Source organism: Clostridium sp. CTA-17 (assembly GCF_054767895.1).
The window spans coordinates 15,762-29,986 of the sequence record NZ_BAAABF010000012.1; the positions used below are offsets into that span (position 1 = coordinate 15,762).

The window sequence follows — 14,225 nt, forward strand, 5'->3', positions numbered from 1 at the left end:
ACTACTTTGAATATATAAAATTCTAATAAGTTTATAAAAATTAAAACAGCAATTAAGTTTATGTAACTTATATTAATCTACCCACGAAAGGATTGTTATGTATGGTAAGAGTTAGTTTTTTAAAACCATGTGAAGTAGCGGAATTTGTTAAAGATGGAGATACTATAGTGACAGAAGGATTTGTTGCTAGCTGTTGCCCTGAATCCTTGACTAAGGCTTTAGAAAAACGTTTTTTAGAAACTGGTCATCCAAGAAATTTAACTTTGATGTATTCTGCAGCACAAGGAAATAGAGATGGAAGTGGAGCAGATCATTTTGCTCACAAAGGAATGACAAAAAGAGTAATAGCAGGTCATTGGAACATGGCTCCAAAGCTTGGGAAAATGGCTGTTGAAAATGAAATAGAGGCATATAATTTGCCACAGGGAACTTTAGCTCAATTATTTAGAGATATAGCTGGCAAGAGAGTTGGAACTATAACTCATGTAGGATTAAATACCTTTGTTGATCCTAGAATAAGTGGAGGAAAGTTAAACGAAGTTACTAAAGAGGATATAGTTAAGCTTATTGAGATTGAGGGAGAAGAAAAGCTTCTTTATAAATCCTTTCCAATAGACGTTTGCTTCCTGAGAGGTTCATCAGCAGATGAATGTGGAAATGTAACTTTAGATAGAGAAGTGGCAACTTTAGATGTTACTTCAATTGCTCAAGCTTGTAAAAATAACGGAGGAAAAGTTTTTGTACAAGTTGAGAGAGTGGTATCAGGGGGATGCTTAGACCCTAGACTTGTTAAGATTCCAGGAATATATGTTGATGGAATTGTTTTAGCTGAGCCATGTGATCATGAGCAATGTTTAGGAATGAAATTTAATCCAGCTTATACAGGAGAAGTTAGAATTCCTTTAAGCAGCATAGAAAAAGCACCTTTAAATGCAAGAAAAATAATTGCAAGAAGAGCAGCTATGGAGCTTAAGAAGGATACAATAGTTAACTTAGGAATTGGTATACCAGAGGTTATATCACTTGTTGCCAATGAAGAAGGTATTGGAGATTATATGACACTTACAGTTGAATCTGGTCCCGTTGGAGGAGTACCTCAAGGGGGAGCAGCCTTTGGAGCTTGCATAAATCCAGATGCTATTTTAGATCAGCCTTATCAATTTGATTTTTATGATGGGGGTGGAGTTGATTTAGCATTTTTAGGATTAGCTCAAGCTGATAAAAATGGAAATATAAACGTAAGTAAATTTGGACCTCGTATAGCAGGATGTGGAGGATTTATAAACATAACACAAAATGCTAAAAAGGTTATATTCTGTGGTACTTTCACAGCTTCAGGATTAAAAGTAGAAACTGGAGATGGAAAGCTTCATATAATTCAAGATGGTAAATCAAATAAATTCCTTGAAGATGTTGAGCAAATAACTTTTAGTGGAGAGTATGCTAATAAAACTAATCAGCCAGTTATGTATATAACTGAAAGAGCTGTATTTGAATTAAGGAATGATGGACTACATTTAACAGAAATTGCTCCAGGAGTTAATCTTGAAGAAGACATTTTAGCTCATATGGACTTTGTTCCTAAGATAGATGAACCACTTAAACTTATGGATGAAAGAATATTCTACGATAAGCTTATGGGGTTTAAATAAAACAGTAAGATCTTAGATTATTAATGAAATTAATCTAGAATTAAATGATTTAAGGAGTTGTAACTCTAGATATAATTACAGAATTTTGGGAGGAATTAAGGTATGGATTTCAGTTTAACACAGAAACAATTAGACGTACAAAGAGCAGTAAAAGAATTTGCAGAAAGGGAATTAAAACCATTTGCTATTGAAAATGATGAAAATAGTACATTCCCAATAGAAGCTTATAAAAAGTTAGGTGAATTAGGTGTCATAGGACTTCCATATTCAACTGAATACGGCGGAACAGGTGGAGATTATCTTTCATATGTCTTAGCTATAGAAGAAATTTCAAAGGTTGATGCATCTATGGGGATAGCAGTATCAGTAACTACTTCATTATGTGCTGGTGGAATTAGTAATGCATCAGAAGAGCTTAAGAAAAAATATCTACCAGATATACTTTCAGGTAAAAAGCTTGGATCTTTTGGATTAACTGAACCTAATGCTGGCTCAGATGCTGGTGGAGTTATTACTGTAGCTGAGAAAAAAGGAGATAATTATATATTAAATGGGGCTAAATGCTTCATAACAAATGCACCTTTATCAGGAACATTTATAGTTTTTGCTCTAACAGATAGAACAAAGGGACCTAAAGGATTATCAGCATTTATTGTAGAAAAAGATTTTCCAGGAATATCAATAGGAAAAATAGAAGATAAATGCGGTATTAAATCAGCACAGGTTTCAGAAGTTCTATTTAATGACTGTGTTGTACCAGCTAGCAATTTAGTTGGTAAAGAAGGTGATGGATTCAAAATAGCCATGAAAACTCTAGATGGAGGAAGAATTGGGGTTGCTGCCCAAGGCTTAGGAATAGCAGAAGGAGCTTTTGAAATAGCTAAAGAATACATGAAGGAAAGAAAACAATTTGGTAAACCTTTATTTAAACAACAATATTTAGCTTTCAAAATGGCTGAATTAGCAGTTGAAATTGAACAAGCTAAGTATATGTTATATAAGGCAGCAATGGACAAACAAGAAGGAAAACCTTATTCAGTATCAGCTGCTAAGGCTAAACTAGTTTGTACAGATGCAGCAATGCATGTTACTACTGAAGCTATTCAAATGCTTGGTGGTAATGGATACATGAGAGAGTACCAATTAGAAAGAATGATGAGAGATGCTAAGATAACTCAAATTTATGAAGGTACAAATGAAATTCAAAAATTAATAATAAGTGGAAGCTTATTTAGATAAGGAAATAAACTTACATTATCTGCAGTTTTAATTAACTGTAATTAAAAAATACACAACTATAATAACTAAAAGTTAAAAATCAATTCATTTTATATAGTAAAATATATATTAATACTTAGGAATTTTAGTAAGCTTTAATTAACCCTTAAAGAAATTTATTTAAATTCCAAATTAAAATCTTAGGTTTGTAATTTTAAAACAACTAATAACAACTAACAACAAAAATAAACAACAACTAATTAATAAATAAAGCACCCCTATTACCCAAGGGGTGCTTTAATTTTGCAGGATATTCCAATATTATATTAGTATTGAAATATCTTTTTTTAATGGTTTAAATTTTCAATTTGAAAGAGAAGTAAATGTTGCAAATTATGTGTAGTTTTTAAGAAAGTCAAAATTATATAATTATTTATATAGATTGGATTAATTCATATAAGAGAAGAACTAAGGAGAAGAAATGGAGTTAAATAAAGATTGTATTAGGATATTACAGTATCTCATAGAAAAAAACGATTATGTAGAAATTGATGAAATAGCAGCTGAATACAAGGTAACTAATAGAGCTATAAGATATAAAATTGATAAAATAGAGAAATTTTTGGTTAATAATGGCTTTGATTATATAGATAGAAAATATAAAAAGGGTGTAAGAGTTAAAAGCACAGAAAAGCTTAGAAATTTCATGAAGAAATTTGCAGGGGAATATACACCATATAAATATAGTTATTCTAAAGAAGAAAGGTTTGTATATATATTACTTAAATTACTTCAAGAAAATAAACCTATAAAAATAAGACAGTTTGAAGAAAAACTTTGTGTATCTAGAAATACCTTGCTTAAGGAGCTAGATTACATAGAAGCTTGGCTTCAGGATAAAAATCTAAAGTTAATTAGAAAACCTAAAGTTGGCTTAATGATTTCTGGAGATGAGATAATAAAGAGGAGCATAGCAGGAAGAATATTATCTAAAACCATATCTTCTGAGGATCTTTTAAATTATATATCTCAAAAAACAATTAAATCAAAAATAAACAATCTTCAATTTGATACTTTATTTTCAGATATAGATATAGATTTTATTGATGGTTTAATAAAGTTTGCAGAGGTTGAGCTAAAAAGAGAATTTAGTGACGAGTCTTATGGTGGGTTAGTTACACATTTAGCCATAATGATAAAGAGGGTTCAATTAAATAAGAGTATTTATCTTCATAATGTAAATGAAGAGTTTATGAAGGAAACAAAGGAATATAGTGTTTCGGAATACATAATAAGAAAAATAGAAAAGCACTATAATATAAAGGTTCCTAAAGAGGAGACAAACTATATAGTAATACATTTATTAGGGGCAAAAGTTCTAAAGGAAAATGTCATGGATGAAACTAAATATAAGGAGAGCGAGTTATATAATGTTATAGATAAAATGACAGCATGTATAGAGTCTTTTTATAATATAAGCTTTGGAGAGGGAAGACAGAGCTTAATGCAGGGGCTTATGCTCCATCTAAGACCATCAATCTATAGAATTAAATATGGAAATAGACTAGTAAATCCACTATTTGATGATATAAAAATAAAACATGAAGAATTGTTTAAGCAAGTAAAAGCAGCAAGTAAATATTTAGAGGATTTCATCGGTGTAGAGCTTGGAGAACATGAAATTTCATACATAGTAATCCATTATGCTGCAGCACTTAGACGATATAATGAAAAGAAAAGTAGAAAAACTAAAGTAATAATTGTCTGTGGAACTGGAATAGGAACATCAAAGATGATAGCAGCAAGTATTAGTGAGAGATTTCATGTTGATATAGTAGGAACTTATGCTAGTAGGAATGTAACTAGAGAGATTATAAATGAATGTGATTACGTAATAAGCACAATAGATATACAGTCCTTATCTGATGATGAATATATAAAGGTTAGCCCTATACTTAATGAGAAAGACTATGAAAAATTAGAGAAGTATCTTTTAGGTAAGGTTAAAGATAATAATAAGAGCAATGAAATTGAGCTTGCAAATAGAATTTTGGAGGCTGTTAAAAAGCATTGTGATGTGGATGATGAAGAGCAACTTAGATATGAGGTTTTATATGAGATAAAAAGACAAGAAGAAAAGAAGCCCAAATCAAATGAAAAGCTATCATTAATAGATTTTATAAAGAAAGATAATATAAGACTTAATTTAAATTGTAAGGATTTTGAGGATGTTATATTACAGGGAACAAAATCTTTGGAGGAAAAAGGCTTTGTAACTCATAATTATGGATTAGGTATAATAAATAAATTAAAAGAGTTTGGAGCATACATGGTTATAGCACCAGGGATATGCTTAGCTCACACAGATTTAACTAATGAAATTAATAAAAGCTGTATGAGTTTTATTAATTTAAAATATCCAATTAAGTTTAATAGTGAGTTCAATGATCCAGTGAAAATAGTACTTACTTTTGCTAGTTTAGATAAGGAAATTCACTTAAATGCTTTATTAGAGTTTATGGATGTTATAAATAATCCACAAGATTTAGATAGATTAAAAAAGACATCATCTAAGGATGAGGTTCTAGAGATTTTTTCAAAATATAAAAGGAATTAAATATATAAAGATAAATATAAAAAGCTCTGTTTTAAGTTTATATAAGCTTAAAATAGAGCTTTAATTTTATATTTAAATTAGTTCAATATTTCAAATTTGATTTTACGCATAAGGTTATGTAAACATATTCAAAAGTTTTTTCATGGATATTATAATTAAATCAAGCTAAAGGAAAACTTAAAGATTTAAATAATGAAAGGATTTGTTATGTTAGGAGATTTAGTCACTAAGGATTTAATAAAAGTTAATGAAGAATGTAATGATTGGAAAGAAGCTATAGAAATTGGAGCTAAATTATTAGAAGAAAAGGGACTAGTTAAAGAAAGTTATAAAGAAGCTATAATTAATAATTTTTATGAATTAGGTCCATACATGGTGATTGCTCCTGGTATTGTTTTATCCCATGCCAGACCAGAATTTGGTGTTAATGAAACTGGAATAAGTATAATTACACTAAAAGATGAACTGAATTTTGGGAGTGATCAAAATGATCCAGTAAAATTAGTGGTAACATTAGCCGCTAAGGATAATGATAATCATGTTGAAGCTTTAGCAGATTTAATGCAATTATTTATGAATGAAGCTGATTTAAATGGAATTTTAAATGCTAATTCTATAGAGAATGTCTATGAAATTACAAAGAAATATGCAAAAGGAAAATAACAATTAAAATAAATAGAATTAAAAAGGAGAGGATTTTTATGAAAATATTAGTTTGTTGTGGAAGTGGATTAGGAAGTAGTTTTATGATTGAAATGAATATCGAGAATGTTTTAAATGAACTTGGAGTTAAAGGAATTGAAGTAAACCATTCAGATCTTGCATCAGCTAAAGGTACAAATGCTGATATATACGTTGGAACAAGAGATATAGCTGTTAGATTAGAAGGATTAGGTGGAGATGTTGTTTCTCTAAATAACATGATAGATATCAATGAGCTTAAAGAAAAACTTACAGAGGTTCTAAAGAAAAAAGGTGTTTTATAAAATAGACTAATATTTAAGTTAGACATAACTTAAATTTAGTTTTAAAATTGATTTTTAGGGCTACTAAGCCTGAGTTATCGGGTTTAGTAGTTTGTTTATACAATTTAATAAATATGAGGAGAGAAGAAGCATGTTAAAGTTTTTATTGGATATATTAAGTACACCAGCTATTCTAGTTGGTTTCGTAGCTTTAATTGGTCTTATATTTCAGAAAAAATCTGCATCCGATTGTATAACTGGAACTATTAAAACTATAATGGGATTCTTAGTTCTTGGTGGTGGAGCAACAATAGTTGTTGGAGCTCTAGATGCCTTTGGAAAAATGTTTGAGTATGGATTTGGAATAACAGGAATAGTTCCTAATAATGAGGCTATAGTTGGACTAGCTTTAGTTGACTATGGAACACAAACAGCCTTAATTATGGCTCTTGGAATGATAGTAAATATACTTATAGCTAGATATACTAAATTAAAATACATATTTTTAACAGGACATCATACATTATATATGGCATGTATGCTTGCAGCTATATTAATAGCTGGTGGCATGAATGGAGTTCCTTTAGTAATAGTAGGAGCATTGCTCTTGGGATTAATAATGGCCCTTATGCCAGCTTTAGCACAACCTGTAATGAGAAAAATAACAGGTGTTGATAACATAGCTTTTGGACACTTTGGAACAGTTGGATATCTTGTATCAGCAGGAGTTGGTAAATTAGTTGGAAAAGGTTCAAAATCAACAGAAGATATGAATGTACCTCAAGGATTAACTTTCTTAAGAGATACATCAGTAGCAATAAGTTTAACAATGCTTATATTATATATAATAGTTGCACTTGCAGCTGGTCCAGCATATGTTGAGCAAAACTTAAGTAATGGACAAAACTTCTTAGTATTTTCAATGATTCAAGCAATTACATTTGCAGGTGGAGTATATGTAATACTTGCAGGTGTTAGATTAATACTTGGAGAAATAGTTCCTGCATTCAGAGGAATAGCTATGAAACTTGTACCAAATGCTAAACCAGCATTAGATTGTCCAGTAGTATTCCCTTATGCACCAAATGCTGTTTTAATAGGTTTCTTATCAAGCTTTGTTGGTGGAATAGTTGGAATGTTTATCTTAATTGCATTAAAAGCACCAGTAATATTACCGGGAGTTGTTCCTCACTTCTTCTGTGGAGCTACAGCAGGAGCTTTTGGTAATGCTACAGGGGGAAGAAGAGGAGCTATATTTGGAGCATTTGCTAATGGATTACTTATAACATTCTTACCAGCATTATTATTACCTACACTAGGTGGATTAGGATATACTGCTACAACATTTAGTGATGCTGACTTTGGAGTAATAGGAATAATATTAGCTAAGATAATAGCAATATTTGCATTATAGAATAATTGATTTATTTAAAATAATAAAGCTCATTAAGATCTTATAAAATCTTAATGAGCTTTTTATTTTAGAAATTATATAATTTAATATCTCCGCTTGCTGTTGTAATATTTAGTTTATTTTCTCCTGAATTAAAGGTTGCTTTTAAAAGTTTATCACCTTTTTCTATATTTGGATTGTTTACATTATTAGAAACTTCTATAGATCCAGATGCTGTCTTTCCTTCCAAGGATAAGTTGTTTGAAACCTCTATAGCTATTTCAACATCACCAGAAGCAGAGTTGATTGTTGATGCGCCTTTGATTTCAGTTAAATTCATATCTATTGAACCAGAGGTTGAATCTACGGTTAATGCTCCTATATATGATTTAACTTTAATATCTCCAGAAATAGTTTTTAATGAAGAGGTATTGGAATTTAAATTATTAAATTCTATATCACCAGAAGTTAGATTAGCTGTTACTGTTGAAGCAGATACAGAGTTAAACTTCACATTGCCACTTACTGTTTCAATCCTAAGAGAATTAAGTTCTAAAACTCTTTCAGATTTAATATCTCCAGAAACACTTGATATTGATATATCACCTTTATAGCTTTCAGGGATATATAGATTTAAAGCTAAATCACTTGAATACACATTATTGGGTGTATTTTGAGTCTCTATAATTAACTCTCCATTATCCTCTGTTATATTAAGTTTTATTGAATTGCTATCATTAGAACTATATTTACCTTTAAGTTCAGCTTTTAACTCACTGGTATTAGATTTAAGTATATTAACATCTGTAACTTTTGAGTTAACTGTAATTTTATTTATAGATTCTATATTGCGAAATTCTGTATCATTTATAGTATGTTTATTATTAAATAAGTTAAATTTAAATGGACTATACTCAAATTCATTTAAATAATTAGATACTTGTGGAGCTAAGTCACTTCCTATAGAAAGGCCTGATGAAATAGTTTGAAATAATCCTACTGAAAATGTTGCTATGAATAACACTAAAGAAATTATCATAGCAATAATAGCTTTTTTGCTCCAGAATGATTTCTTATCTTTTGATTTAGGTTCTGTTAAATATTCAATGGCTTTTTTTATTAATACAACGCATAACTTGATTCCGTAATAACCTAGAATAGTCATAAGAATCCCTAAGAAAATTAAAGACACTAAAATCAAAACAACTCCAAAGAATAATGAAGTAATTCCTCCCGTACCTGTTGCTGCTAAAGCTATACAGGATATCATTCCTATTAAACAAGCAAATATAAGACTTATTCCACCTACAAATATACCAATTATAGTTCCAGCAATACTTAAAATAATAGGAGATAAAATAATAGCTAATATAATGAATATAGCTATTTGTACAAGTTTATCTGTTTTAGTTGAGTTTTCAGACATACTTTTGCTGAAAGCTCTTGTTTTTTCCTTTGCTTTTTCTTTATAATATCTTGCTGTTTCTTCAATGGTTGGATTACCCTTAGCTTTTTTATATTGATCAGCTATATCTTTTGGGGCACCAAGGTCTTCAGCTATTTCTTCTTCAGTTTTGCCTGAGGATAATCCAATAGAGAAGTGTTCTTCATAATCATATAAAATATCATCAATCTCATCTTGGGAAAAACCTTTTAAATTTTTTCTAAGTTCTTTAAGATATTCTTGTTTAGTCAATTTCATCACCCTCCTCTAATAAATAATTTACTCCATCTAATAAATCAAACCATTCACGTTTTAGAAGTTCTTTACGTTGAAGGCCTAATTCTGTAATTCTATAATACTTTCTTGGTGGACCTTCTTGAGACTCTCTTAAGTAAGTTGTAAAGAAACCTTCTTTACTAAGTTTTCTTAAGATAGGGTATATTGTTCCATCTGATATATATATTCTTTCTGAAATTTTGCTTATAAGTTCATAACCATAATAGTCTTTTCTTGAGAGTAGAGATAGAACACAAAGCTCTAATATTCCCTTTTTAAATTGAGAATTCATCTATTCACCTGCTTTCATAATTAAATAATTTTAAAACCTTGTAGTAGACAGGTTTATAGCTTTTATTAACATATATTTATTAAATTTACTATAATATACCATAAGCTATTATATAATACAAGGTAGTGAATAAAAAAATATACTATATTTTATATAGTACTGTATACAAATGTTACTATTATGTAATTTTTAATAAAATATATTTAGAAATTTGACTTTGTTTTATTGGTGTAGTGATTTGAAATGAATTTAAATGAGATAAATTCAAATAAGTAAATCTTTAATAAAGTATAAAATTAGAAAAGTAAAAAAACTCTATGATTTATAACATAGAGTTTTTTAGAAAATTTTAAAGGGTAGTAAGTTATGTTAAATTTTATGGTTTGATGTATAGATATCCTTCTGATTGCTTTTCAGCAAGTTCAATAATTCCAGCAGGAACTACCTTACAAAAAGAGAACAATTCATCTTTAGATATATTGAATTTATTAAGTGAGTTATTACATACTGCAAAAACTACTCCTTGTTCAGCAGGTTCAATAATTTTATCTATTAGATGAGTATTTCTAGCTATCAATTCTCTTAACTGAAATACAGCCATAGAATTTGCTAACACTTCTAATTCATATTTTCTGTTAGTCTCCTTAGCATTATTTAATACATTTTTTAAATTTTCTAAAACCATAGGCCATTTATTAGGCTCATCAATATGAAATATAATTTTCAACTTAACCACTTCCAAACTTAGATTAATTTCTAAGGTATTATATAAATATTAAATAAGATTTTAAAGTTGCTGATGTTATTTCTTTGTTCTATAACCACTTACAGAAGTGGACTACTTCTTAGTAAATAGATTATTTTGTCTAAATTTACTAAGCGGATTTTTAACAGTACTTTGAACAAAATTTCTAACATCAACAACCTTGTCTTTAATATATTCCTTTAAAAATAAATAATCAAATAATATAAAAATAAGATTATTAAAATAATAGATTTATTTTAATAATATTTAGATTTATTACAATTTTATAATCATAGTTTTTAATAATTTGTATTTAAAACTTAAATATGTGTATTTTTATAATGATTAGAATATAAAAGAAATTAGATATAAAGTTAATTGGATTTTTTGAATACGTTTGCTATAAAAGTTTTAAAAATCCTATGTTTTTGTGAAAATGTTTGCAAATGAGTTAAGATTGTCCGATATTATATCAGTAAACTTCAATGTAATAGTTTGCAATTGAGTTTATAATAGCATCATAACATTTAGTAAATGATTTTATTGAGGAGATGATTTTATGAGAAAGGCTTTTATATGCCCAACAAAATATGTTCAAGGAGAAAATGAATTACTTAATTTAGGTTACTTTGTAGAGACTTACGGAAAGTCAGCACTTTTAATAGCTCATCCAGAAGATATAAAGAGAGTTAAAGATAAATTAGATGCAACAGCAAAGAAATTTAACATTGAATTTGTAGAAGGCGGATTTAAAGGTGAATGTTCACGCCAAGAAGTTAAAAGACTTCAAAATCTTGCAAAGGAAATGAAATGTGATTGTACAGTAGGACTTGGTGGAGGAAAAGCTTTAGACACAGCTAAATGTGTTGCTGAAGGTGAAAAACTTATAGTAGTACCAACAATAGCAGCTACAGATGCTCCAACTAGTCACTCAGCAGTTTTATATACAGAAGATGGATCATTTGATGATTATGCATACTTCAAAGCAAGCCCAAGTGTTGTTTTAGTAGATACAGAGGTAATAGCAAAAGCTCCGACTCGTTTCTTAGTAGCAGGTATGGGAGATGCTTTATCAACTTACTTTGAAGCAAGAGCAACATCAAGTTCATTTACTAAAGTCAATGCGGGATTACCATGTGGAGTAAGAGAAGAAAAATGTAGACCAGCAATCGGAACAAATGCTTCATTAGCACTTGCTAAGCTTTGCTATGAAACATTATTAGAAGACGGAAAGAAAGCTAAAGATGCTTGTGATTGCAACTGTGTTACTAAATCTTTAGAAAACATAGTAGAAACAAACATATTATTATCAGGTTTAGGATTTGAGAGTGGTGGATTAGCTGCAGCTCACGCTATACATGATGGTTTAACAATATTAGAAGGAACACATGGATACTTCCATGGAGAAAAGGTTGCTTTTGGAACAATAGCTCAATTAGTTCTTGAAAATGCACCAAAAGAAGAATTATATGAAGTTTTAGATTTCTGTTTAGAAATAGGTCTTCCAGTATGTCTTGAAGATATAGGTGTAACAGAAGTTTCAGATGAAGAATTATTTGAAGTTGCAGAAAAAGCTTGTATACCAGAAGAGTCAATTTACTCAATGCCATTTGGAATAGAAGTTTCAGAAGTGGTATCAGCAATTAAATTAGCAGATAAGATAGGTAAAGACTACAAAAATAGAAAATAATTTTAATAGCAAGGGAGAGTTTAACATGAAGAAAATAATGAATTCAGCAGAAACACTAGTAAGAGAAATGTGTAACGGAATGGTTATGGCACACCCAGAGTTAGAATTTTTAAACAAGTATAAGGTTGTTAAAAAGAAAGATATTAATGAAAATAAGGTAACACTTATAAGTGGTGGTGGAAGTGGTCATGAACCAGCACATGCAGGGTTTATAGGAAAAGGTATGTTAGATGTAGCTGTATGTGGAGATGTATTTGCTTCACCTTCACAAATACAAATTTATCAAGCTATAAAAGTATCTAAGAGTAATAAAGGTACACTTCTTATAATTAAGAATTATAGTGGTGATATGATGAACTTTAAAAATGCAGCTCACCTTGCTATAGAAGATGGAATAAAAGTTGATTACATAAAGGTTGATGATGACATAGCTGTTGAAGATAGTCTATATACTGTAGGCCGTAGAGGGGTTGCAGGGACTGTTTTAGTACATAAAATAGCAGGAGCTGCTGCTGAAAGAGGAAATAGCTTAGAAGAAGTTAAAAGAATAGCTAAAAAAGCTGCTAACAGTGTAAAAAGTATAGGATTTGCTTTCACATCTTGTACTGTTCCAGCTAAAGGAACTCCAACATTTGAATTAGGTGAAGATGAAATGGAATATGGAGTTGGAATACATGGAGAGCCTGGAATTCGTAGAGAAAAAATAGCTAAAGCAGATGAATTAGCTGAAAGAATGGTTAATCAACTTATAAATGAATTAGATTATAAAGATGAAGAAGTAGTTGTTCTTGTAAATGGATTTGGAGCTACTCCGCTTCAAGAGTTATATTTATTAAACAACTCAGTATTTAGAGAATTACATAAAAGAGGAATTAAAGCTTGTAAAAACTTCGTTGGTAACTATATGACAAGTATAGATATGGCTGGAGCTTCATTATCAATAATGAAACTTGATGATGAGTTAAAAGAGTTAATGAAAGATGAGTGTGATACTCCAGCATTTAAAGTTGCTAATCATATGGATATGAATGAATATGAAGAAGTAGTAATTGAAGAAAAAGAAATTCCAGTATCATATAAAGTTGAAACTTGTGAATCATTCAAAGAAATAAAGAACGAAAAGATTTCACTTGAGAATATGATTTATATATTAGATAAAATGAGTGAAGTAATAATTGATAATGAAGTACCTTTCTGTGAATTAGACTCTCATGCAGGTGATGGAGACTTTGGAATGAGTGTTGCCAAAGGATTTAGAATACTTAAAAGAGAGTGGAAAGATATATTAAAAATAGAAAACTTAAATATATCAGAGTTCTTAAATGCTTGTTCATTAGTTATAATGGAGCACTGTGGTGGAGCATCAGGTCCAATATGGGGATCAGCTTTCAGAGCAGCAAGCAAAAATGTCATAAACAAAGATGAATTAACAGTTAAAGATTTTGCAGAAATGATGCAAGAAGCAGTATTAGGAATTCAAAAAACTGGAGAGCGTTCATTTGGAAGAGGAGCTGTAGTTGGTGATAAAACATTAATAGATGCTTTAGTACCTTGTGCAGATTCTTGGACAAATAGTGCTGAAGAAGGAATAAACTTCAAAGAAGCATTTAAAAATGGAGCAGAAGCAGCAGTTTTAGGCGCTAAGAAAACAGAAGAAATAGTAGCTCGCATGGGTAGAGCTGGTACAGTAGGTGAAAGAAGTATTGGTTATCCAGATGCAGGAGCATATGGTTTAGGCGTAATCTTCACTGAAATATCAAATGATATTAAATAAATTAAGATATGTTATATAGTTAAATAATTCAAATAGTTTTATAGAGTAAAAGAATGTATTAAAGGATTAATCTTGTTATAACAAACATTTCACATTTGTCTTTAATACATTCTTTTTTTATTTTAATAATATAAAAAATTAATTGATTTATTTTATGTA

At 29.6% G+C, this 14,225-nt stretch carries 11 protein-coding genes; 8 read left to right on the forward strand and 3 right to left on the reverse strand.

Annotated elements, in window-relative coordinates; genetic code table 11:
- The first annotated feature begins 101 nt into the window (after positions 1-101).
- The 6 genes from ACYUCG_RS14050 to ACYUCG_RS14075 all read left to right on the forward strand — a co-directional run bounded on the left by ACYUCG_RS14050 (position 102) and on the right by ACYUCG_RS14075 (position 7,866).
- Positions 102-1,652: an acyl CoA:acetate/3-ketoacid CoA transferase gene (locus ACYUCG_RS14050; RefSeq protein ID WP_460268778.1), complete on the forward strand. Its 1,551-nt coding sequence runs from the start codon at positions 102-104 to the stop codon at positions 1,650-1,652.
- 102 nt (positions 1,653-1,754) lie between these two features.
- Positions 1,755-2,891 carry an acyl-CoA dehydrogenase family protein gene (locus tag ACYUCG_RS14055; RefSeq protein ID WP_003459936.1) on the forward strand — a complete coding sequence of 379 codons (1,137 nt, stop codon included), beginning with the start codon at positions 1,755-1,757 and terminating at the stop codon, positions 2,889-2,891.
- 460 nt (positions 2,892-3,351) lie between these two features.
- The gene (locus ACYUCG_RS14060) at positions 3,352-5,487 is read left to right on the forward strand and encodes a BglG family transcription antiterminator (protein WP_240297378.1); all 2,136 of its coding nucleotides are present in this window, start codon (positions 3,352-3,354) and stop codon (positions 5,485-5,487) included.
- 192 nt (positions 5,488-5,679) lie between these two features.
- On the forward strand, positions 5,680-6,150 hold the full coding sequence (locus tag ACYUCG_RS14065; protein ID WP_240259673.1) for a PTS sugar transporter subunit IIA: 471 nt from the start codon (positions 5,680-5,682) through the stop codon (positions 6,148-6,150).
- Between the two features lie 38 nt (positions 6,151-6,188).
- Entirely contained in the window at positions 6,189-6,473 is a 285-nt protein-coding gene (locus ACYUCG_RS14070; protein WP_060794567.1) for a PTS sugar transporter subunit IIB, read from the forward strand.
- A 130-nt stretch (positions 6,474-6,603) separates the two neighbouring features.
- Positions 6,604-7,866 carry a PTS ascorbate transporter subunit IIC gene (locus ACYUCG_RS14075; RefSeq protein ID WP_060794568.1) on the forward strand — a complete coding sequence of 421 codons (1,263 nt, stop codon included), beginning with the start codon at positions 6,604-6,606 and terminating at the stop codon, positions 7,864-7,866.
- Positions 7,867-7,933: 67 nt separating this feature from the next.
- Here the strand turns inward: ACYUCG_RS14075 and ACYUCG_RS14080 are convergent, their stop codons facing one another.
- The 3 genes from ACYUCG_RS14080 to ACYUCG_RS14090 form a co-directional block, all read right to left on the reverse strand.
- Positions 7,934-9,541: a DUF4097 family beta strand repeat-containing protein gene (locus tag ACYUCG_RS14080; RefSeq protein ID WP_460268779.1), complete on the reverse strand. Its 1,608-nt coding sequence runs from the start codon at positions 9,539-9,541 to the stop codon at positions 7,934-7,936.
- Positions 9,534-9,857, reverse strand: coding sequence for a PadR family transcriptional regulator (locus tag ACYUCG_RS14085; protein WP_060794570.1), 324 nt, complete (start codon positions 9,855-9,857; stop codon positions 9,534-9,536). Before ACYUCG_RS14085 ends, ACYUCG_RS14080 begins: the two co-directional genes overlap by 8 nt.
- Before the next feature lie 376 nt (positions 9,858-10,233).
- Positions 10,234-10,584 (reverse strand): DsrE family protein, encoded by a 351-nt coding sequence (locus ACYUCG_RS14090; protein ID WP_003459957.1) that lies wholly within the window; start codon positions 10,582-10,584, stop codon positions 10,234-10,236.
- Between the two features lie 577 nt (positions 10,585-11,161).
- Here ACYUCG_RS14090 and ACYUCG_RS14095 point away from each other — a divergent pair.
- Positions 11,162-12,292, forward strand: a complete 1,131-nt coding sequence (locus ACYUCG_RS14095; protein WP_060794571.1) for a glycerol dehydrogenase — start codon at positions 11,162-11,164, stop codon at positions 12,290-12,292.
- A 25-nt stretch (positions 12,293-12,317) separates the two neighbouring features.
- Positions 12,318-14,066, forward strand: a complete 1,749-nt coding sequence (dhaK, locus tag ACYUCG_RS14100; RefSeq protein ID WP_415319668.1) for a dihydroxyacetone kinase subunit DhaK — start codon at positions 12,318-12,320, stop codon at positions 14,064-14,066.
- Positions 14,067-14,225 lie beyond the last annotated feature (159 nt).

Excerpts from the sequence above, each read along its gene's own strand:
- ACYUCG_RS14050 (WP_460268778.1), top strand. The coding sequence starts at position 102 with ATGGTAAGAGTTAGTTTTTTAAAACCATGTGAAGTAGCGGAATTTGTT.
- ACYUCG_RS14055 (WP_003459936.1), top strand. The coding sequence starts at position 1,755 with ATGGATTTCAGTTTAACACAGAAACAATTAGACGTACAAAGAGCAGTA.
- ACYUCG_RS14060 (WP_240297378.1), top strand. The coding sequence starts at position 3,352 with ATGGAGTTAAATAAAGATTGTATTAGGATATTACAGTATCTCATAGAA.
- ACYUCG_RS14065 (WP_240259673.1), top strand. The coding sequence starts at position 5,680 with ATGAAAGGATTTGTTATGTTAGGAGATTTAGTCACTAAGGATTTAATA.
- ACYUCG_RS14070 (WP_060794567.1), top strand. The coding sequence starts at position 6,189 with ATGAAAATATTAGTTTGTTGTGGAAGTGGATTAGGAAGTAGTTTTATG.
- ACYUCG_RS14075 (WP_060794568.1), top strand. The coding sequence starts at position 6,604 with ATGTTAAAGTTTTTATTGGATATATTAAGTACACCAGCTATTCTAGTT.
- ACYUCG_RS14085 (WP_060794570.1), bottom strand. The coding sequence starts at position 9,857 with ATGAATTCTCAATTTAAAAAGGGAATATTAGAGCTTTGTGTTCTATCT.
- ACYUCG_RS14095 (WP_060794571.1), top strand. The coding sequence starts at position 11,162 with ATGAGAAAGGCTTTTATATGCCCAACAAAATATGTTCAAGGAGAAAAT.
- dhaK (WP_415319668.1), top strand. The coding sequence starts at position 12,318 with ATGAAGAAAATAATGAATTCAGCAGAAACACTAGTAAGAGAAATGTGT.